The organism is Microcoleus sp. T3_D1 (assembly GCF_036700405.1).
Lineage (GTDB): Bacteria > Cyanobacteriota > Cyanobacteriia > Cyanobacteriales > Microcoleaceae > Microcoleus.
The window spans coordinates 18,292-39,719 of sequence record NZ_JAUBOV010000044.1; the positions used below are offsets into that span (position 1 = coordinate 18,292).

Here is a 21,428-nt window from a genome sequence, read left to right on the forward strand (position 1 = left end):
TGGCAGTGCGATCGAGATTAACGTCCTCGCCAATGACAGGGAACCGGATGGCGACCCCCTGAACCTCAGCATTTTCAAGACTTCAAACAACGGCAAAGCAGAAGTCAACAACAACGGTACGCCGGACAATCCACAAGACGATTCCATCACCTACACTCCCAATGCCAACTTCAGCGGGCAGGATGTGTTTCTCTATCAAATCGACGACGGTAAGGGAGGTACTGCTGTTACCAAGGTTGAGGTGACAGTTAAAGCCGTCAACAAATTGCCAGTTGCGATCGACGATCGCGCCACCAGCCACGGAGACACTGCTGTCCATATTCCAGTGTTAGCAAATGACAGCGATCCAGACGGCGATCCTCTGATTTTGACAGTTTTGACCAACGGAGTCGGCGGCAAAGCTGAAATCAACTATAACGGCACGCTGGACAAGGCTGATGACTTCATCACTTATCGGCACCACGGTGACTTCTGGGAGGCGGATAGCTTCACTTATCAGATCGATGACACTCACGGGGGTATAGCGAAAGCTACTGTAACGATCGAGTTTGCCAACAAATTGCCGATCGCGATCGATGACAGCGCCACCACAGATCGAGTCACTGCTGTCAATATCCCAGTTTTAGCAAATGACAGCGATCCAGACGGCGATCCCCTAACTTTTACAGTTTTGACCAATGGAGTCGGCGGGAAAGCTGAGATTAACCATAACGGTACGTTTGACAAGGCTGATGATTTCATTACTTACCAGCCCCAGGGTGACTTCACGGGTCAGGACAGCTTTACATATCAGCTTGACGACAGTCACGGGGGGACAGCGACAGCCACTGTTAACCTCACCGTTAATCAGGTCAACCAGGCGCCGATCGCGATCGCAGATAGTGCCATCACCAATCAAGACTCGGCGATTGCGATCGATGTTTTGTCCAACGACAGCGATGCAGACGGCGATGCGCTGACTCTCAGCATTGCCACCAATCCGTCTCATGGTAAGGCTTTGGTGAAAAATGGCATACCGGGCGCGGCGATCGGTGATTTCATCCTTTATACCCCCAATCCTAACTTCCACGGCGCGGACTATTTAACATATCAAGTCAGCGACAGTCAAGGAGGTACGGCAACAGCTAAGGTCAACCTCACCGTCAATCCGGCTAATACAAACCCCCCGATTACCCCTTTGATTCTCAGCGGTACTCCCGATCCAGATACACTGATGGGCGCGGACGGTAACGACACCATCAAGGACGACGGTGCGGATGATTTCATTGATGGCCAGGGCGGCAATGACCTCATCAACGGCGGTTTAGGCAATCTCGATCGCATTTTCGGCGGTACGGGCGACGACACCATTACCGACCCCGACGGCGTAAATGATGTTCAAGGCGGTGTTGGTAATGACAGCATCAACATCACCTTTGCTGAAACCTGGGACAACAACACCCATCCCGACGATGCACCGAGTTCCGACCACAAAATTATCGGCGGCATCGGTAACGACAGCATTACTATCACCATGAACGACTTTCGGTTCTCCATCGGCCTCAAGGGCGATGAAGCTGCGAGTTCAAATTCTGATGGTAATGATGTAATTAACTTGTTGGGAACCTACGCCAATTCAGTTGTTGATATGTCCGGTGGCGACGACACATTTAATGGTGGCTTAGGTGATGACAGTGTTTCCGGTGGCGATGGCAATGATACGCTGATGGGTGGCGATGGCAACGACCAACTTGCAGGGAATGCAGGCAATGACTTTCTAACTGGTGGTGCTGGTCAAGATGGGTTTCTGTTTAAATCAAACAGTGCTTTTAATGCTGCTGATGTTGGGAGCGATCGCATTACTGATTTTACCATCGGTACAGACAAAATTATCTTAGGTCAAACTGCATTCGGAGCAATTACTTCTGCTCATATTGGCTTTGTAAATAGCGATTTAGAAGTAGAAACCAGCAAGGAATTAATTGTTTACAGTCGCGCCACGGGCCACTTATTCTTCAACCAGAATGGGGCACAAGTTGGTTTAGGAACGGGTGCGCTATTTGCCACGCTTGACGGTACGCCATCCCTGACAGTCAGCGACTTCCAGATTGTTGCTTAGAAATGAGAATTAAATAACTTACAATGCGTGATGGTTCTTGTGGGATGGGCGTCCCGCCCGTCCAGAAAGGGCGGGCGGGACGCCCAACCCCTACTCCCCACAAACTTGTGTAAATTATTTAATTCGCGATCCTTAATATCATGTCCTGGCGCTCGTATACAATCAGGGAGTAGTGACGTACTCAAAAAAGGGATGCGAACAAGATGCTAATTCTAGATTAACTTGACGGCCCCTAATTTGCAATCGCTCCTATTATCCCGCTTATTCTACAGTCTGAGAAACGGGCCGACAGCCCGATAATATCGAGTGCAAATTGACAACATTTCCGATTACTGCGATCGCAGGTGCTGCAAATCCGATCGCCTCAACTTGCTCTACAATTGTACCCAAAGTTCCGATCAATTCTTCTTGTTCCGGCCGCGTTCCCCAGCGCACTAAGGCTATGGGCGTTTCTGCACTCAATCCTGCATCTGTTAACTGGCCGATAATGTAAGGCAAATTGTGGATTCCCATGTATACTACAATGGTTTCGGAGCCACGGGCGATCGCCTGCCAATTTACTTCCGGCCGATATTTTCCCGCTGATTCGTGGCCGGTGACAAAGGTGACAGAGGAACTGTACGATCGATGTGTTAAAGGAATTCCCGCATAAGCAGGGGCCGCAATCCCAGAAGTTACACCGGGGACGACTTCTACTGACACTCCAGCTTTTACCAACTCTTCCATTTCTTCGCCACCGCGGCCGAAGATAAACGGATCGCCGCCTTTGAGACGAACTACGATCGCATTATCTCCAGCTTTTTCTATCATTAACTGAGTTGTTTCATCCTGCATTAACGAGTGGCGGCCTTTGCGTTTTCCGGCATCAATTCGTTCAGCTTGGGGGTTGATTGCTGCCAAAATTTGAGGGCTGACTAAAGCGTCGTAAATCACGACATCCGCACACTCTAACAAAGCTTTTCCCTTCAAGGTCATCAAACCCGGATCTCCGGGCCCCGCACCTACTAAATACACTTTTCCTAAAGACATTTTTCTTTCTTCCTTTACCTCTTCTGTGCCTCTGCGGTTCATTCTTGAATTAAATTCCCAATTAAGTCTGCTAATTCTACACTTGCGCCTAGAGGATTTGCGAGATGAAGTTCCGCCGCTGGAAATTGCTGCTTTAGCTGTGCGACATTTTTGGCGATCGCATCTGTAATTCCTCCATTAAATAAGAAGTATGGCACAATTCCTATTTGCTGCTGTCCACCACGAACCAAACTCTCAATTTGCTCTGACAAACTCGGCTTTACCGACCAATAAGCTGTCACCGCACCGAGTTTGCTGGCGATTTCCTCAACTGTTGAGTTACCTCCGGGGCGACGGCTACCGTGAGATAATAAAATCCATTTTGGCAATAGCAGATTGGGGAGAAAAGTCACCTCTTGCATCTGACTTTTTACCAATTTTGTTAAGCCTGCTTCCTGGGAACCTAAATGGGGGCGCAATTCAATTTTTAGCTGGTCACCAAAAGTTTTTTGGGCAATTTCCACCTCTGCCGGTATGTCTTCGGCGACGTGAACTCCCGGCAATAAAAATACAGGCAGTATTTGCAATTCTGTCAGTCCCAGGGACAGGGTACGTTCGCCAAAACTGCAAATTTGTTCGTGCAGGGGTGCGGGGCCGAGTTCTAAGGTGGCGGTTGCTACTGCGGGGAACGAGTCAGCCCAATTTTGAGACAGCAGTTGACCTAGGTTTTCCAAAGCTAGTTGGGGTCTGGGGTCACGGCTGCCGTGAGATACTAATAAATAGGTCGATCGCAATTTCAATATAGATGGGATGTTAAGGTTCGATCGGAAATTCAAATAATTATAGCACCGTAGGGTGCGTGACTTGAAAATTACTCAACACTCAACCCGAAGATTCCGAGTCACGCACCTGTAACAACTTAACCAAGGTGCGCGGTTTTAAAATTACTGAACACTGGGCTTAAATATTCTAAGCCGCGCACCCTCAAAAAGAAGGTGCGCGGCTTACAACTTACTTAACACTGGGCTTAAATCTGTTAAGCCACACACCCTACACAACTATCAAATTAAGCTTTTGGAGCGGGATCGGCAATGTATTGGAAAGTAGGTTCCGAGTTCCAAGGGCCGCGTTCATCCTTGCCATTTGTGGACAAGTTAAAGTAGAGATCCACCGTGGAATCTGGCGGAATATTGCCGAACATCGGATCGGTGAGTTTACCCAGCGATTCCAGAGCTTTCATGAACATCTGAGTGTGAGAAATTTCGCGAGTCAGCAGAAACTGCAACGTCTTTTTCGTTCCCATATCCGGTGCTAGTTTAATCAACTCTTCGTAGGTTTGGCGAGCTCCTGCTTCCGCACCGATATTAGCGCGTAAATCGCGCACTACATCGCCACCTTCGTTGACATAAGCACCCGTCCAAGCTTGACCTTGGCTATCCAACAAGTGCGGGCCTACACCGCGCACGGCAAACAAAGTGCTTTTATAAGCTTCTGTTTGGTCAGAGTTTTTGGTGTGCATTTCTATGAGTTTACCAACCATTTCTAAGTGGCTGAATTCTTCTATTGCAATATCTTGGAGCATATCCTTAATCCCTGCATCTTCACAGTGAAAGGACTGCACCCAGTATTGCAGAGCTGCTGTCAGTTCTCCGGTTGCTCCGCCAAACTGTTCTAGCAGCAATTGGGCAAAACGGGGGTTGGCTTCGTCTACAGTCACCGCAGCCATTAATTGTTTTTTGTGAAAAAACATGGATTGATACCTCTCTTTAATTCTGTTGTTACAGTCTCAGGATCGCAGACTTGTAGCTGTGTTCACCTTCAGCATCCATTGTGCGACAATCGATCGCACCGAGCCTCGGTCGATGGATACATCTCTCGCGACAAATTTATCTGCTTTCAGGTAGAGTTTAAAGTTAAATTTTTAGCTAGTTAGTCGGTATAAATACTACAATTTACAAGCTGCATTATTGTCGCACTCGGTTAATTTTGCTGACAGGGCATCGAGGTGTCGCAGCCACTGAATGCCGCCAACCCAACTGCGAGACGGGAGGTGTCCGATTGGTGCTTGCTGACTAAATTTAATCTGCCCTAAAGTAGTAGCAGAATTGTAGGTTTGCCAGTTGACCCGATCGCAAAATCTGATATAGTCTCCCTTAACGCTTTCGTAAATTTGTTTTTGGACGCTGAAGCCAAACCGACCTTGACTGTAGTGCAGCCAAAGGCGATCGACTGTTTGCAAATCTTCGCACGGTAGCTGGTAAATTTGGCTAATTTCTAGCTGAGTTCCCGGTTGCTGGGAAAGAGATTGACACATCAAGCCCCAAGTTTCGCGATCGGCTTCTTTCCACTTTTTGTTTGACAAAAAATCTCGCAGTTTGGTATAATTAATTCCCCGTGCCGAAATCAGGGTTGGATCGAGATTTGAAGTAACAGATAAGGGAAAAGTTTCTGCGGAATTGGCTACGGCATTTGTGGGTAAAATCGGAGAATCAGCAGTTTGTAGCGCGCTGATATCGGTTGAGTTGTCGCTATAATTAAGAGCAGGAGCGATCGGCTTTTTGGGCGCAAGCAAATGTTGATGGCGAATATCTAAAGCTGCTGTGATATCTTGCAAAACTTCCGTAGCAAAACTGTACCGCTGAGTGAGACGAGTTTGCAGCAATTTATCTAAAATTGCACCTAACTCGTCGCTAATACTCGTGGCTTTGGGGAGAAACTCGCGCCACCACCAGCGCTCGTTGTTGCAGTCGTACATATCCAAGGGAGGAACTTGCGTCATTAGGCGAACGCAAGTAACCCCTAAACTATAAAGGTCGCTAGCAGGAAATACTTTGCCGCGCATTTGTTCGGGAGCTACATAATCTTGACTGCCGATGAGCGTTGCTGAACGGAGTATCGCTGAATCAGTCAGCAGTTTGGCTATGCCGAAATCGATCAATACGAGTTTGTTGTCTGACTGGCGGCGGATAATATTTTCTGGTTTGATGTCGCGGTGAATGACACGCTTGTCGTGGATAAATTGCAGCACGGGCAATAAGTCTTGCAGCACTTGCCAAATTTGCTCTTCATCGTATACACTATTGTCTAATTCTTGTTTAAGAGTCGCTCCCTCTATAAACTCTTGAACTAAATAAATATGGCCTTCTTGTTCAAAGCAGGCTAATAATGTGGGGATTTGCGGGTGTTTTCCGAGCTCGTCTAAACGGACGGCTTCTTGGCGAAATAATTCAACGGCTTTGTTGAAAATTTCGGGGTCACGGTCGTAAAAATAAAATTGCTTGACAGCACAGCGGGGTACAGATGGGATGTCTTCATCAATTGCTAGGAAAGTTTTACCAAATCCGCCTCTACCTAAAAGTTCAATCGGGCGATATCGCTGTCTCAGCAACAGGTTAAAGCCGCAGTTTAAGCAAAATTTGGCGGTGTTGGAGTTTTGAGGATTTTGACATTCTGGGTTGATACAGTAGCTCATATCGATTTTAGATTTTAGATTTTGGATTGCGGAGAAGAGTTTTTTTTAAACGAACCGCGAAGACGCGAAGGGCGCGAAGGAAGAGGCAAGAGAGAAGAGAGAGAAGAGAGTGGGTTGACAACTGATATCGATTTTAGATTTTAGATTTTAGATTTTAGATGGCGGACAAGACTTTTTTTAACGAACCGCGAAGACGCGAAGGGCGCGAAGGAAGAGGGAAGAGAGAAGAGAGAGAAGAGAGAGAAGAGACAGGGTTGACAACTGATGCAGTCCGGGATATAAGGCTATTTTAATGCGCTGGATCGAATCGGGACGCTGCCAGAGCGGCCGAACCCACGCCGCATAAGTGCTGGGGGCGAGATAATTGCCGATCGCACAGGCCGATCGCACAGGCCGATCGCGCGGAGCGAAAATTGTGCTATAGTCTTACTGTGCTTGGAACTTGAGGCACCATCGATCTGTCCGGTTCAGGGACGCTCAGAAATATTTCAAAATATTTTTGCCTTACCCCTAGACTTGTGCTGAGATATGATGCTATAGTTAAAACTGATACGGCGAGCGTAGCCAAGTGGTTAAGGCAGTGGTTTGTGGTACCACCATTCGTGGGTTCAAGTCCCATCGTTCGCCCTTTTGATTCTCAACTGTTTAATTCGATCGCCCATTGCCTGTACGGTAATTTGCGATGGTCGTAGGGTGTGCAATGCACACCTTAATTTTTTTTGGGATGTCGCGGTTCTGTCGGCACAAGTTCCAATGTGCTAATCTTAAATCCGGCGTTGCTGAATACAAATAAGAATTCAGATTTCGGCATTGCTATAAGCCAAGTCGGGTTAGTTTTGTAACATCAAGCGAAAATTTGATTCCTACCGTGAATCAGCAACACCCTTAAATCCAATCTAAAATCTAAAATCTAAAATCTAAAATCAAAGTATGCCATCTTTAGTAACAGAAGATTGGGGATATAAATTTAGTGGCGATCGCACAATTAATAAGTTTATTCGGGATATAGAAGGAGAAGCGGCTTTAGGGAAATATTGCGATTGGGAATGCCGAGAACGTGCGGAAATTCTGATGTCGGAGATAGCTGGCAAATCCCACAATCTTTTCTACGTGCGCCGCCAAAAGGTAAATGAGAGATTTTCGGAAGAAGAAATCTGGGAATTGCTGCTTGCTACGGATGGAGATGATTTTGAATTACCTCAATTGTTGCAAAAAGCCGATCGCACTTTGCGGTTGTTAGCAACTGTACGCTGTGAAGACGGAATTGGCGGTTTAAAACTGTTGGATGCTGGTTTGGTGGCGGTTCCCAGAGGGAGGAAAGATGGGTATTCTTTGCCGGTTCAGTTGCGACTTTTGGCTAAGAGTAGATCGCCAATTCCTGTAAAGTCGATCGCCCGCGTCCAACAAATGCCATTTTGGGACGATAGACACATACCGACTACCGAACAACTAAAAGTTTGGCATACTTTTTTAAATGTGGAAAAACGCATCGCCGAAGCGCGTCAATTTTGTGTACCTTTCCGAGGACACAATTACGGTTCCGGCTTTAAAATCGTCACTTTTGAAATCGATCGTAATTCCGCAACTCTTGACGGCTATGAGGAAAATCCCTTAGAATTGGGCGACTTTCGCGAAAGGCTGAAAAAAGCCAGAAATGAAGAAATTATCCTGTTTGATTCGCCGCCCGGAAGCAGAAGCAGCCGAGATGGAGAGACATTAGGCAGCATCGCTGAAATTGACTTTGAACATGGTAAATTACGCATTAAGTTAGATGTTGATTTAGGATATCGCATGGCGGGCGGCAGATATCAAATGCCCAAACAAGGATTCTTGTATTTTGAGGCGGCGGGCGATATCAGTCAGATCGAACGCAAGAAAAAAGCTTTAAAAATGCTGACAGACGGGCGCGCTCAAAATCCTTATTTAAGTGAGTTTTTATTCGACTCTTCTCAGGCGAGAATGCCCGAAAAAGTGATTAAATTGGATCGGGAAAACTTATTAAATCGCAATGCTAATGAGGATCAACTTGCTGCCGTAGAAACGGTGCTTTCGGCGCGGGATTTAATTTTGATTCAAGGGCCGCCGGGAACGGGCAAAACAACTGTGATTGCGGAGATTTGCTATCAAATTGCCCGTCAGGGTGGCAAAACGCTAATTGCTTCGCAAGCAAATTTGGCTGTAGACAATGCTTTGAGTCGCTTAGTTCACAATCCGGCGATTCGGGCTTTGCGGAAGGGAAAAGCTCATAAGGTGCAGGAAGAAGGCCAGCCGTTTTTGGAGGAAAATGCGATCGGCACTTGGCTGCAAAATACGGCGACTGACTGCGAACAAAAGCTCTCGCAGCGTCTGACTAATGTCAAATCTTTGCGGCAGTTGGTGGCAGACTCAGATCGATTTACCGCCTACTGTGCCGCAGAGAGAGATTTTTTTAATGAACTAAAACACCTGCACGACAGTAAAGCAAGTCTTGAGGAAAAGTGCAACCAGCAAGCAGCAGAGTATGAACGGGTTTTAACCGAAAAAAGCGAGATTGAACCTCTAGTTAGTGGGTTAGAAAATCTGCTGGATGCGCCTAATGTTAACTGGGAATCTCCAGAAGTGGCCGAGTTTATGCCCCGACTAAAACCATATTCCGAAGGCAATGTTTTAGTAGAAAACTTTATGGCAAATGTTCGGATTGCCGCTAGCAATGCTATTCAAATAGGCTTCGATCGCCCTGGTTGTGGTGCGTTTGGGATTGCGGTTTGGCTGCAGGAAACTGTAGCAGCGCAACTATCGGAATTTAAGACGGCTTTCGATCGCGCTGATGATATTTGTCACGCTATGTCGGCGGTTGCAGAGTCGTTGCGGGTGTCGCGGCAGATGTCTGAGGCTGTCAATCAACTCGAATTGGGCGATCGGCAAAATCAGACACACCGCCAAAATCTCGAACAGAAAATCAAGAATTTGGAACTGCGAAAAGCGGAAATTGCAGCCGTTGTCGTCGCCGTTGCACAGTGGATTGAGACGGCAGATACGGGGCTCTATGAAGTCGTGAAAACTTGCTGGGAAACGGGCGCAATGCTCACGGATGATATGGTAGGATTGCCGCCAGGATTGCTGAAAATTTCCCGATCGCTCAAATTGCCGATCGTGCCGCCCAAATGCAAAATCAATTTGCCCGATTTGGATCGGTTGCAAAAGGCGATATCCCACGAAGAAAGCGCAGGTTTTAAGGACATACAAGGGCAACAGTTCCGGTTTAGCGAGTTTCTGCACCTAAATTTGAGTCAAACGCCGATCGTGCTCTCTGCGGGCGATCGTACACAGTGGCAACAACTAGCCAAAGACTTCGCCAGCTACTCCCAAGTCAGCCAAAGTCAGCGCAAATTTATCATCGAAAAAGCTCGCACTTTCTTAGGTAGCATTCAACAATTTTATAGTGAATCATTGCACCCAAATCAGATCCAGGCTACCTTCGATCGCCTAGTCAAAGAATTGCTGCACAGTATCCTCGCAAATGCCCGTCAGTGCGTGGTTCCCCTGAAAACCGAAACCGAACAGCAGCTTATAAAACAGCAACAGTTATTAGATAAAATCGGTCAAACCTTGAGCCAGCAGGAAATAGCCGCCGCTAAACTTCAGGTAGAAACAGCGCAGCAAGAGGCTAACTTAAAAATTAGCGAAGTTACTAATTTGTTGCAAGCAATTGTCCAACAGCCAAATGTACCTGAAAAATTGCGAATTTTAGCCGAACAATATCTCGCCCAAAAATCGAATATTTGGGAGCAACCGCAGCAGTTTGTCAAGCAAGTTGAGGCTTGGAAAGCAAGCGCGATTCAGCTTGAAAAATCAATTGCTGACTTAGACCCTTTTGGGGTTTTGGAGACAATCAAAAACACTCTTGACGAGCATTTATCCCCGCTGCAAATTGCGGCTGCAACTTCGCAGCAGCAACTCGCCGAACTTCAAACAGAATTGAGCGAAATTAACGCTCAACTACAACAGCAGCAACCAACCGCAGCATTACTTGTTGAAAGAAATTGGTGGGAGTCAGCATGGCAAACTATCCCGACTCAATACCAGCCAGAAGTTCCGAATACAGGATTCTTCAGCGTAGCTTTTTTAAACAAAATTAAGCGTCTATTCAAAACTTGGCAGCGGAAATTAGAACAAGAAGAAACAGCACTAAATCGCTCTCAAAACTTTGTAACAGATTGGATTCAAAAACTCCGCAATCCCTCTGAAAAAGACCGCAACGATTTAAAGCAAATTTATATTGACAATGCCAACGTGATCGGCATTACTTGCGTGCAAGCTGCTAGTTTCGATTTTACTAAAAACTTTCCTAGCTTTGATGCAGTCATCATTGACGAAGTTAGTAAATGCACTCCCCCAGAGTTGTTAATTCCCGCTTTGAAAGGCAGAAAGTTAGTATTAGTGGGCGATCACCGACAATTGCCGCCGATGTTTAATCAAAGTACGATCGACGATATTGCCGAAGACATCGGCTGTACCGGAGACGAACTTAGCTTCATCAAAGAATCTTTGTTTAAAGTATTGTTTGAAACTGCCAGCGACAGCATCAAAAAGATGCTGACAACTCAATACCGAATGCACCCGCAAATTATGGGCGCAATCAATCAGTTTTACCAGCAAAAACTCAACTGTGGCATTCAGGAAGCTGACACCAAGCGCGCCCACAACCTCGCAGGTGGAATCCTTCAAGAAAATAATCACATTCTGTGGGTGAAAACGCCGATCGGACAAGGATTTGAAGAGGAAAAACAGGGTACTTCGCGGTTGAATGTCAAGGAGATTGATGCGATCGAGCGTTTGTGCGAACAAATGGAGATAGCTTGGCAGCCCAAATTTGCCGAGGGTGAACCACCGAAAGAAATCGGAATTATCACTTTTTATGCTGCTCAATTAAATGCAATTAAAGACAGAATCGAAGGCGACAGATTCCCTGCTTTGAGCATCCGCACTGGTACGGTTGACATATTTCAAGGCATGGAAAGACCTGTAATTATTGTCAGCACAGTGTGCAATAATGTTAGGGGCGATATTGGATTTGCTAAGGAACCGGAACGGGTGAATGTGGCATTTTCCCGCGCTCAAGAATTGCTGGTAGTTGTCGGCTGCCACGATTTATTTACCCAACAAACAGGTACTGTGGGAAAAATGTATCAGGAAGTTTCAAAAACGGTGCGTCACTGCGGAGGTTTTGTAGATGTCTCTAGCGTCCTCAACTAAACAAATAGACTCGAATTTAAGTTCGCTAGCCGAACAAATTGAGCAACAAAATCCGGGTTTGTCAGTGTTGGCGGCGCGTCAATTCCGCTTCGCAATCCGCCAAACTCCGCTGGAGGTGGCGATTAGTGAACCGCGCGAGTTTAACGTGTTGGAAGAGTTCATTTTGCGGGCGGGCGTTGAGTTTGAACCTGCGCCAACTTTGAAGGAATTGGCGGATTTGCTGGGGTTAGACGAGATTTTTGTCAAGACTACGGCGGCGACTCTGGTTAGTTTGGAAAGCTTGCAGGTGGCTGAAAATGGGCAAATTGCGATCGCCCCCCAAGGTAGAGATTTTTTCGATAAAGGTGCGGTTAGTCGATCGCAAATTCAATCACTTTATGCCATTTCCGATCCGCTGAATCAAACTCTTACCTTTAAATTCGATGCTTTAGCGGCCGAATCGGTCAACTTGCCAGATTTAGCAGATTTAGTATCGCTCGAACATAAAATTACTGACCTGGCGGATTTAAGTATAGCAGAAATCCAGCCGTTAATTCAAGCTTCCGGCTTAGGAATTCACGCCCCACAAAACGGCAAAATTGTCTCTGCTTGCGATGTCATCGGCGACGATTTAGAGATTTGGCAAACAGTCTCGATTTTTGTGTTGTTAGATGCGATCGAAAATAAAACTACTATTCAAGTCCGACAGGGAAAGCAAATATTAGAAACTGCATCAAACTTGCTAAACGAACTGGAATCCCAGCAAAAACTTTCCTTGAACGACTTATGTAAAGTAACCCCAGACATCGCACAGCAAGAATCAGAGACAATCCCCGTCCCGAAAAGTCCTAAAAAGCCATCTAAGAAGAAACCCAAGTAAACGATATGATGAGGACTCAAGTCCTGATTAACTTAAAAATTAAAACTCTTTAGAAAATTAGGATTGTACCGATTGACAATATACCGTAATTTCGATATAATTAATAGTTATTTGCAATCGCGCTGAGAATTTGTTTGTGTCTGCCAAAGATACTTTCCACGAATCCGTAAAACGGGCCCTTCAAAAAGAACAGTGGGTGATTACTGCCGATCCACTAAAGTTCAAGTTTGGTAATGTTAACTTTCAGGTCGATTTGGGAGCAGAAAGGCTTGTCGCAGCGGAGCGAGGTGGGGAGAAAATTGCAGTCGAAATCAAAAGCTTTCTCAATTCCTCTGCGATTACAGACTTTTATGCTGCATTGGGGCAATTTCTCAGTTATCGGCTTGCCTTGGCATCGGTTGAACCCGATCGCAAATTGTACTTGGCAGTTCCATTTGAAGTGTATAGAACATTTTTTCAGTATGAGTTTACTCAAACTGCGGTACAACAGTATCAGGTGTTGCTAATCGTATACCATCCCAGAAATGAGGTGATTGTGCAATGGACAAACTAGCTCAATATCGTCAATATGTTCAGACATTAATAAGCCACTATGCCGAAGATGATGTTTCCGATGATGAAGTCGAAGTGCAACTTATTTTAGACACAGAACGAGATCATTATCAGTGGATGAATGTCGGCTGGCAAGAGTTAAGCCGGATTTATCGAACCATCATTCACATTGACATCAAAGATGGCAAAATCTGGCTCCAGCAAAATTTGACAGATCAAAATCCTGCGGAGGAATTAGTTGAAATGGGAGTACCGAGAGAGGATATTGTTTTGGGATTGCAACCCCCATACAAACGGCCCTATACTGATTACGGTGTAGCGTAAAATGTCAAGCTAAAAAAAATAGAATAGTCAGATACCCGACTTCGCCAAAGTTGTCGGGTATCTAATTCGCCCTACTAAGCGTTAACGCATTTCAGCATCCGTAAAGTAGCCGCCGCGTAATTGCGCTTTGCATAATCATTCGGAGCAAATTGATTGCCCATTTTGTTAATAGCGGCAGTAACAGAACGGGAGCATCTCAGTTGTGTAAAAAGCATTTTTTTTATTGTAGTGCGAGCGTCCCCGCTCGCGTATTGTACAATACGCGAGCGGGGACGCTCGCACTGTAAATGCCAAACTGAGATGCTCCCAACAGAACAATAAGAAGACATTTGAGTAATAATAGAAGCAGCCCAATAATTATGAAGGTCTGAAAAAGTTTTAGACGGCTCTTTAGCAACTAAATTCGGCTGCATTCCCGCCGACAAACCAAATTCCTCCACTTTTGGCAGCCCCCCATCAATTCAAGGCGATTGACTGACTGGGTAGGTTTAAAAGTTCCATCTTGATAGTAGTTAACTATCTTGTTGTTCCGCGCAAATAGAACTTTTCCGGCACTCCAGCGGGAATATCAACGTCGCTATACGGACGGATAGAAATATGGCTAGGAAATGTGATATTAGCACCTTGTATTCATTTCAAGGATTCCCAAACTAAAGATACCAATTGCTCTCTGGTAACAGCAAGTTGCGGCCGCAAAGTATTATTTTGAGAAAACCGCGCTACAAACCCAAAGCCCACAGCTTCTTTAATTTCGGAAGGGTAGCTATCTCCGAGTTGTAGAAAAGCCAGTATTGCTTACGGTATTGGTATTTCCTGCGGTATTGGCTGCGGTATTGGCTGCGGTATTGGCTGCGGTATTGGCGGCGGTATTGGTATTGGTATTGGCTGCGGTATTGGCTGCGGTATTGCTTCGGTATTGCCTCCGGTATTGCCTCCGGTATTGCCAATTTCTCCCGGTGCGGGTTCATTGGTAGTGAAATAAAAGTGACCTAATGTGCGGCCTTGATAAGCTCTTTTACTCAAGCGCCAAGCAGGATCGAGAGTAATTTTCATGAATTCGTTAAGATCGCCATTTGTGCGACCTATAATCACAGATTTACCTTGGTAATCTACCGGGGTTCCCATTAGTAGAACATTACCATCAACACTTTCCAAAGTCAGGGTGTATTTTAATGCTAAATCTGTGCCGGCCATGCGAATTGAAAAGCCGTTGCTGTCTGTTGCGCGGCCACAAATACCGGTGAAATCAAAAGTAACTAATAACGGATCGACTTTCACGGGATTAGAGCCGCTTTCGCTCCAGCATTTTCGCTTGTCAGATACTTGTTCTACAATTAGCAATTGGTGGCCGCCGAAAGGGCGGGGTTGGGCGATGACAATTACTCGGTCTTGGTTAATTTCGGTTTCGTCAAAAGTAAATGCTTTAGCCGAACCGATCGCGCCAAGTGTTAAAATTGCTGAACCTGCCAGTGCGGCCACTGTTCGTACAAGTGAATGTTTCATGATTTTTCCCTATTGGCTCCTTATTGTGATGAGACTTATCTAGAATATAAAAAAGTCGCCCTCTTCCAACAACAAGATAGAATTTTACCATCTCTTGTTCCGGTGGTACCAAGTGCGATCGATCGGCGATCGTCACATTGGTTCGTAGTGAGAACTAAAGTCCGAGCGAATTTTATGAGGATTTTAGTCCTCACTACAAACTTATAACCGTTATTTTACCGAGGAACTTGATAAGCTGTGCGGTCTCTAAATTGTATTTTCCGGGCGGGCGGGACGCCCACTCCCCAAGAATTTGATGGGACTTGACAGTAAAATTTAGATGCACCGGGGCTGATTACTAGCGGGAAACGATCGCACTATCGGGCAAAAAAACGGTGCGTTACACTCTTGTTAACGCACCCTAAAACAAACATTCAAAAAGCGCCTTTCCTGTCTAGCGGAACATACTGCTAACAGAACTATCTTCGTGAATCCGCCAAATAGTTTCTCCGAGCAAATTCGCTACCGAAAGCACCGTCAACTGCTTAAAACGGTTTTCTTCCGGCACAGGAATTGTATTCGTAACAATTACCTCTTCCAAAACCCCGCTAGACAAACGCTCGATCGCCGGAGGCGAAAACACCGCATGAGTAGCACAAGCATAAACCTGCCTCGCACCCTCGCGGCGCAACAATCTCGCACCTTCAGAAATGGTGCCTGCAGTATCGATCATGTCGTCCACCAACACAGCAGTTTTGCCCCTGACATCACCGATGAGGTTCATCACTTCGGCCACGTTGTGAGCTTGGCGGCGCTTGTCAATAATTGCCAGGGGAGCATCACCAAGCTTTTTGGCAAAAGCTCTCGCCCTAGCGACTCCGCCAACATCCGGCGAAACCACAACAATATCCGTCAATTGCTTGCTCGCCAGATAATCCAAAAGCACCGGCGAACCGTAAACGTGATCGAAAGGAATGTCAAAATAACCTTGAATCTGAGCCGAGTGCAAATCCATCGCCAAAATGCGACCGGCCCCAGCTTCCGTAATCAAATTAGCCACTAATTTTGCAGTAATCGACTCTCTTCCGGCCGTTTTGCGGTCAGCCCTAGCATATCCGTAATAGGGAATGACAGCAGTAATTTGTCTAGCCGAAGCGCGGCGACAAGCATCGATCATAATTAACAATTCCATGAGGCGATCGTTTACCGGACAGCACGTTGGCTGAATCAAGTAAACATCGCAACCCCGAATTGATTCTTGAATTTGAACGTAGAGTTCCCCATCAGCAAACCGCTTGCGAACCATCGGCCCCAAATCAATCCCCAGATAGCGAGCCACCTCTTGGGCGAGGGGAATATTAGCAGAACCGGAGAACAGCCGCAGACGGTCATGAGCGGAAACCGGCGGCTCGGGAAGCGGAAGCGGTAAAGTAGCAGAACGGATCACAGCAGGCCTCTTGCAGGACGTTTATTCCATCGCTATCTTACCATCTGAAACTAGAAATATTCAGCCAATTTTTTAAGAGATTTAACTTTCGGGGCGGCCACAAGTGTTAGGTTAGGCGAATTGAATAGGACTTGCAGAAATATGTCCGAGAAACCCTGTTTCTAGCCCACTTTCGGCACACTCAACGGTCACAATCGGTTTTTACTTATTTTTATCCAGCAATAAAACTATAAGTTATACTAGAATACCGTACATTAACGGATAAATTACTTTTTAAGGGCATAATTTATTACTGTAAAGATAGGGCATTCTGCGTAATTATGCTGTGTGACACCCCCAGGGTGGGGAATGTGGGTTCTAGCTGAAATGTTGCACCATTGTCAATAAGCTTTTTAGGAACAGGCAAGATGCCTGTTCCACAAGAAAATCTACTCTTTGTGGAACATGCATCTTGCCTGTTAAGCGAGAATGGTGCAAGATGTGAGTTCTAGCGAACTCTGTACTGGCAGAAGTACGATCGCACTTGTGCCCCTGCGTCTAAAAGTTCTAGCGTGAGTCAATTTGGGGCTGAGGCTGCAAGCGCAGCCACCCCAAATTCAGTCGAAAGCCGAAGGCATCCGGGTTCAATGCGATAAAAAGGCCACCAACAGGCAATAAACTTGAAAAATACTCTAAAAAAAGTTAAGAATCGGAAGCATACTTCAGATTTTTGATATCGGGCAAAGCAAGGTAGAAATCGATGAGCTTAAGAGAACGCATTGACGCAGAAATCAAAGCAGCCATGAAGTCCAAGGACAAACTTCGCTTGGAAACAGTTCGCGGCATCAAGAAATTTATTCTCGAAAAAGAAGTCAGCCTCCGTCCCTCCGGGCAAGAAACGCTGACAGAAGCTCAAGAAATGGAAATTTTGATGCAAATAGCCAAACAGCGCCGCGATTCGATCGAACAATACCGCAAAGGTGGCCGCGAAGATTTAGTGGCACAAGAGGAGGCGGAGTTGGCAATTGTTGAAGAGTATTTGCCGGCGCAAATGTCAGACGAAGAGGTGAGTCAAGTCGTGGACGAAGTGATTGCGTCGGTTGGCGCTACTTCTGCAAAAGATATGGGCAAGGTGATGGGCAAGGCAATGCAGCAGCTTAAGGGCAAAGCAGACGGTAACAGAATTCAAGACATGGTGAAAGCAAAGCTTAGTCAGTAGTCAGTAGTCAGTAGACATCTCCCATAAATAATCTCAAGCTTTATAGAGATATGGCTTAGGCCGGGGGGCGACAATTTATTAGGGCTAAGGCCAAAAAACCCGGTTTCTACGAAAAATCGTGCATTTCTCCCTTGAGATATTGACGCAGAAACCGGGTTTTCGATCGGATCTGCGGGTTGCAACCTGTGTATTTTCGTGAAAAAACCCGGTTTCTGACCATCATGGCGTCCAAGAATGTCAAAAAAATGTAAAATACTAACTTTGGTCGGGACTGGGGACTACAGAGAGTGAAGTATGCTCAAGAGCATTAAAGACCTAGCATTACTAAGTCTGTGAGCGATCGTCTATTTTTTAACTACCAGCCGGGAAGTCCCAGGCGTGTATTTAGAGGGGACACATCTGAGCGCTGCGCGAAGTACCCCAAATAAATTACCGAGCGTGATGAAAGGCTCGTCGGGTGTAGGTACGGAAACCGACAATTAGACATTGCGAGTACCTTTAATTTTGATGTACTTTCTCAACATTAAATCCAAAGAAATGGTACATTAAGGTAGGTCGAAAAAAGGAAGTTAAAAAATGCAACTCACGTACAAATACCGCCTTAAACCCACAAAAGCCCAACTAACAACTATTGTGGCTCATTTAGAACTCTGCCGTCGGCAGTACAACTACCGACTCGGTGAAAGATTTAGGTGGTGGGAAGCCACGAGAACGCCTATCAACGCCTGCCCATTGATTGTTTCGATAGTCCCTATTGAGGAAATTTATCAAAATATTCCCTTAAGTAGAGTGCAAACTAGGGACGGCAGAAAAAAGGATGAATCAGGCAATCCTTTAACTAAAAAAGGTAATGTTTTATCAAACATTGAAGGCGGATATGTACAGTGGCAGACGATACAACTTGCCGACCTGAAAAACACAAAAAAGGTATTTCCTGATTATAAACTGTTAGATTCTCAGGTTTTGCAAGATGTCGTCAACAGAGTGGAAACTTCCTTTTCAAACTTCACCACGCCCGACAAAAACGGCAATCGTAGAGGCAAGCCTAGATTCAAAGGGCTTCATTACTACAAATCTTTCACTTATCCTCAACTAGACAATCTTGATATTGTCCAGGACGAGCAAAATAGGATTTGTATTGACCTCGCAAAAATAGGTCAAGTACCTATGGTTTTCCACCGTCCAATACCAACAAGGTTCACAGTTAAGACGGGAACAGTTATCAGAGAAGCTGATGGGTGGTATATCTCCCTGACGCTAGAAGATAAAACAGTTCCCGTAACGGTTGCAGAAATTCAACCGACGGTCGAAAATACTGTTGGCATCGATCTGGGAATCACTAATTACGTCTATCTTTCCAATGGCGAGAGAGTTGAGAATCCTAGGTTTTTGAGGAATTCGGCCCAGAAATTGGCAAAAGTTCAAGCGAAGTTAGCTAATAGAGTCAAGGGTTCTAAGCCTTGGAAAGTTATCAAGGACAAGGTTTCCAAACTCCATCAGTTCGTAGCTAGAGCGAGATTAGATTTTCAGTTTAAAACTGCACACGAGTTATTTAGCAAGTGTGAAGTTTTAGTTGTTGAAGACTTGAGTGTCAAAAATTTAACGAGACGTGCCCAGCCCAAGACTAATGTTGAGAATGGCAATTTGGTTTACTTGCCGAACGGTCAGTCAGCTAAAAGCGGTTTGAATAAATCCATGCTTGATGCTGCTCATGGGCAATTTGCTAGCGTCCTAAAATATGTCGCCTGGAAGTTGGGCAAAAGCGTTTTGTTTGTCGATCCGAAAGGCACTTCTGGGCATTGCTGGAATTGCCTCAACAAAGTACCGAAAGAATTATCCGAGCGCTGGCATTCTTGTCAATGCGGAGAATCTTTGGATCGAGATGAAAACTCAGCCAAACTTATAAAGAAGATTGGATTGAATTACGAAAGTGGCGGGGGAACTCCGTCACTCAAAAAAGCCTTTGAAAAAAAGGAAAAAGAAGCCTGCAGTCTAAATGTACTCAGTTGACCGTCAGGTTCGTTCACCAGTTTCTACTTAAACTTATGCAGCCACCTATTGCTATTGGAACTCTCCTACAAAACCGCTACCGCTTGGTGAATATTTTAGGTCAAGGAGGATTTGGCCGGACTTATTTAGTAGAAGATTTGGGACGGTTTCAAGAACGCTGCGCCCTGAAGGAATTGATTCCCGTGCAAAGCGGGCCATACGTTTTGGAAAAATCGAAGGAATTGTTTCAAAGAGAGGCGGCAATACTTTACCAAATTGGGCACCCACAAATTCCCCAGTTTCGGGCAATATTTGAAGAGAACCAGCGTTTGTTTTTAGTGCAGGATTACGTGGAAGGGATGACTTACCGCGAACTAATGCTCGATCGAACTTCAAATGGTCGCAGCTTCACCGAAGCCGAAGTCTTGGTATTTATCCGGCAAATGCTGCCGGTACTCGCTCACATCCACGCCCGCGGCATCATCCACCGCGACATCTCCCCAGAAAATATAATTCGGCGCGAAAACGACCAAATGCCGGTGCTGATTGACTTTGGAGTGGTGAAGGAACTCGCCACCAAAGTCCAGTCTCCCGAAGGAACAGCCCACGCGACAACAGTCGGTAAAATCGGCTACGCGCCGATGGAACAGTTGCAAAGCGGGCGGGCAACAGCCAGCAGCGACCTCTACGCTTTAGCCGTAACGGCGATCGTCCTGCTGACAGGCAAAGAACCGCAGGAATTGCTCGATCAAACAACGCTGCAGTGGAATTGGCAGCAGCAAGTGCAGGTGAGCACGGGTTTGGCTTTGGTGCTCAATCGGATGTTGAGCCGGTCTCCGGGCGATCGATATCAATCTGTCAGCGAAGTCGCCCAAGCACTCGACGCCCAAACTAATCCTAAACCTAGCCAGCCAACTGTACCGCCCGCGCCGCCAGCAGTGGTACCGACAAACCCTTCGCTAATCGCAACGGTGGCCGTGGGCAGACCGCCAGAGCCCGTCGCCCAGAGTTCCCACCCGCAAAAAAACCAGCCAGACCCGTTAATTGAGCCTGCTGGCGACACTTTTTGGGACAATCCCATTGCTGCGATCGGACTGCTGGCCGGCTTAGTAATCTTGACAGGCTTCGGTTCCTGGGCTTTAGTCGGCTCATTTCTCAACAATTCGCGCCCCAAACCCACTCCGACTGCGCCAGCACTCATAAATCCCACGCCGACACTAACTCCGATACCAAACCCGCTACCTTTGCCAACCCCAACCCCGCAACCTTTGCCAACCCCAACCCCGGAACCTTTGCCAGAACCAAGCCCAGAACCTTTGCCGGAACCGAACCCAGAACCTTTGCCGGAACCAAGCCCAGAACCTTTGCCGGAACCGAACCCAGAACCTTTGCCGGAACCGAACCCAGAACCTTTGCCGGAACCGAACCCAGAACCAAGCCCAGCGCCAACTCCGACACCAAAACCGACGCCAGCGCCGGCTCCAGCGCCCAAACCGGCGCCCAAACCGGCGCCCGCACCAACTCCCGCACCCAAACCAACTCCCGCGCCGTCGCCAACACCCGCACCAACACCGGAACCGGCCCCAACACCCGCACCATCGCCGGAACCGGCCCCAACACCCGCACCATCGCCGGAACCGGAACCAACTCCCGCACCGTCGCCGGAACCGGAACCGGAACCAGCGCCGGAACCGGAACCAGCACCAACACCCGCACCATCGCCAGAACTCTAAACTTCTGGCAAAATTCCCCTAGACTGAGGTT

Annotated in this window: 14 protein-coding genes and 1 tRNA gene; 9 read left to right on the plus strand and 6 right to left on the minus strand. The window is 46.6% G+C overall.

Features of this window, described 5'->3' with window-relative positions; translation table 11 throughout:
* The coding region (locus QT992_RS19875) for an Ig-like domain-containing protein (protein ID WP_333377581.1) at positions 1-2,098 on the plus strand (2,098 nt) is incomplete at its 5' end.
* Between the two features lie 261 nt (positions 2,099-2,359).
* Here QT992_RS19875 and cobA read toward each other — a convergent pair.
* The 4 genes from cobA to QT992_RS19895 form a co-directional block, all read right to left on the minus strand.
* Complete coding sequence (gene cobA, locus QT992_RS19880) at positions 2,360-3,169, minus strand: uroporphyrinogen-III C-methyltransferase (RefSeq protein ID WP_333319363.1); 810 nt, start codon at positions 3,167-3,169, stop codon at positions 2,360-2,362.
* On the minus strand, positions 3,166-3,942 hold the full coding sequence (locus QT992_RS19885; RefSeq protein WP_333377584.1) for a sirohydrochlorin chelatase: 777 nt from the start codon (positions 3,940-3,942) through the stop codon (positions 3,166-3,168). Before QT992_RS19885 ends, cobA begins: the two co-directional genes overlap by 4 nt.
* Before the next feature lie 230 nt (positions 3,943-4,172).
* The gene (locus QT992_RS19890) at positions 4,173-4,856 is read right to left on the minus strand and encodes a manganese catalase family protein (protein ID WP_333377587.1); all 684 of its coding nucleotides are present in this window, start codon (positions 4,854-4,856) and stop codon (positions 4,173-4,175) included.
* A 195-nt stretch (positions 4,857-5,051) separates the two neighbouring features.
* Complete coding sequence (locus QT992_RS19895; RefSeq protein ID WP_333377589.1) at positions 5,052-6,578, minus strand: serine/threonine-protein kinase; 1,527 nt, start codon at positions 6,576-6,578, stop codon at positions 5,052-5,054.
* Positions 6,579-7,132: 554 nt separating this feature from the next.
* Here QT992_RS19895 and QT992_RS19900 point away from each other — a divergent pair.
* The 5 genes from QT992_RS19900 (at position 7,133) to QT992_RS19920 (ending at position 13,548) form a co-directional block, all read left to right on the plus strand.
* Positions 7,133-7,205: transfer RNA gene (locus tag QT992_RS19900), tRNA-His, on the plus strand.
* A 303-nt stretch (positions 7,206-7,508) separates the two neighbouring features.
* Positions 7,509-11,813, plus strand: coding sequence for an AAA domain-containing protein (locus QT992_RS19905; protein WP_333377592.1), 4,305 nt, complete (start codon positions 7,509-7,511; stop codon positions 11,811-11,813).
* Entirely contained in the window at positions 11,791-12,672 is an 882-nt protein-coding gene (locus tag QT992_RS19910; RefSeq protein ID WP_333377595.1) for a hypothetical protein, read from the plus strand. Before QT992_RS19905 ends, QT992_RS19910 begins: the two co-directional genes overlap by 23 nt.
* A 136-nt stretch (positions 12,673-12,808) precedes the next feature.
* Positions 12,809-13,225, plus strand: coding sequence for a XisH family protein (locus QT992_RS19915; RefSeq protein ID WP_333319376.1), 417 nt, complete (start codon positions 12,809-12,811; stop codon positions 13,223-13,225).
* Positions 13,213-13,548 carry a XisI protein gene (locus tag QT992_RS19920; RefSeq protein ID WP_333319378.1) on the plus strand — a complete coding sequence of 112 codons (336 nt, stop codon included), beginning with the start codon at positions 13,213-13,215 and terminating at the stop codon, positions 13,546-13,548. The genes QT992_RS19915 and QT992_RS19920 overlap by 13 nt, the downstream gene beginning before the upstream one ends.
* A gap of 795 nt (positions 13,549-14,343) precedes the next feature.
* On the opposite strand, the gene QT992_RS19925 is transcribed toward QT992_RS19920, so the two are convergent.
* Positions 14,344-15,051 (minus strand): DUF3747 domain-containing protein, encoded by a 708-nt coding sequence (locus QT992_RS19925; RefSeq protein WP_333322307.1) that lies wholly within the window; start codon positions 15,049-15,051, stop codon positions 14,344-14,346.
* Positions 15,052-15,484: 433 nt separating this feature from the next.
* Positions 15,485-16,477: a ribose-phosphate pyrophosphokinase gene (locus QT992_RS19930; RefSeq protein ID WP_242716335.1), complete on the minus strand. Its 993-nt coding sequence runs from the start codon at positions 16,475-16,477 to the stop codon at positions 15,485-15,487.
* A 739-nt stretch (positions 16,478-17,216) separates the two neighbouring features.
* Between QT992_RS19930 and QT992_RS19935 the strand changes: the two genes are divergently transcribed.
* The 3 genes from QT992_RS19935 to QT992_RS19945 all read left to right on the plus strand — a co-directional run bounded on the left by QT992_RS19935 (position 17,217) and on the right by QT992_RS19945 (position 21,397).
* The gene (locus tag QT992_RS19935; protein WP_333336483.1) at positions 17,217-17,675 is read left to right on the plus strand and encodes a GatB/YqeY domain-containing protein; all 459 of its coding nucleotides are present in this window, start codon (positions 17,217-17,219) and stop codon (positions 17,673-17,675) included.
* A gap of 576 nt (positions 17,676-18,251) precedes the next feature.
* Complete coding sequence (locus QT992_RS19940) at positions 18,252-19,685, plus strand: transposase (RefSeq protein ID WP_333336484.1); 1,434 nt, start codon at positions 18,252-18,254, stop codon at positions 19,683-19,685.
* Between the two features lie 35 nt (positions 19,686-19,720).
* Positions 19,721-21,397, plus strand: a complete 1,677-nt coding sequence (locus tag QT992_RS19945) for a serine/threonine-protein kinase (protein WP_333336486.1) — start codon at positions 19,721-19,723, stop codon at positions 21,395-21,397.
* Positions 21,398-21,428 lie beyond the last annotated feature (31 nt).

What these genes read in the sequence shown, in the direction of transcription:
- QT992_RS19925 (WP_333322307.1), bottom strand. Translation starts at nt 15,051, where the DNA reads ATGAAACATTCACTTGTACGAACAGTGGCCGCACTGGCAGGTTCAGCA.
- cobA (WP_333319363.1), bottom strand. Translation starts at nt 3,169, where the DNA reads ATGAACCGCAGAGGCACAGAAGAGGTAAAGGAAGAAAGAAAAATGTCT.
- QT992_RS19890 (WP_333377587.1), bottom strand. Translation starts at nt 4,856, where the DNA reads ATGTTTTTTCACAAAAAACAATTAATGGCTGCGGTGACTGTAGACGAA.
- QT992_RS19945 (WP_333336486.1), top strand. Translation starts at nt 19,721, where the DNA reads ATGCAGCCACCTATTGCTATTGGAACTCTCCTACAAAACCGCTACCGC.
- QT992_RS19935 (WP_333336483.1), top strand. Translation starts at nt 17,217, where the DNA reads ATGAGCTTAAGAGAACGCATTGACGCAGAAATCAAAGCAGCCATGAAG.
- QT992_RS19905 (WP_333377592.1), top strand. Translation starts at nt 7,509, where the DNA reads ATGCCATCTTTAGTAACAGAAGATTGGGGATATAAATTTAGTGGCGAT.
- QT992_RS19940 (WP_333336484.1), top strand. Translation starts at nt 18,252, where the DNA reads ATGCAACTCACGTACAAATACCGCCTTAAACCCACAAAAGCCCAACTA.
- QT992_RS19895 (WP_333377589.1), bottom strand. Translation starts at nt 6,578, where the DNA reads ATGAGCTACTGTATCAACCCAGAATGTCAAAATCCTCAAAACTCCAAC.
- QT992_RS19910 (WP_333377595.1), top strand. Translation starts at nt 11,791, where the DNA reads ATGTCTCTAGCGTCCTCAACTAAACAAATAGACTCGAATTTAAGTTCG.
- QT992_RS19920 (WP_333319378.1), top strand. Translation starts at nt 13,213, where the DNA reads ATGGACAAACTAGCTCAATATCGTCAATATGTTCAGACATTAATAAGC.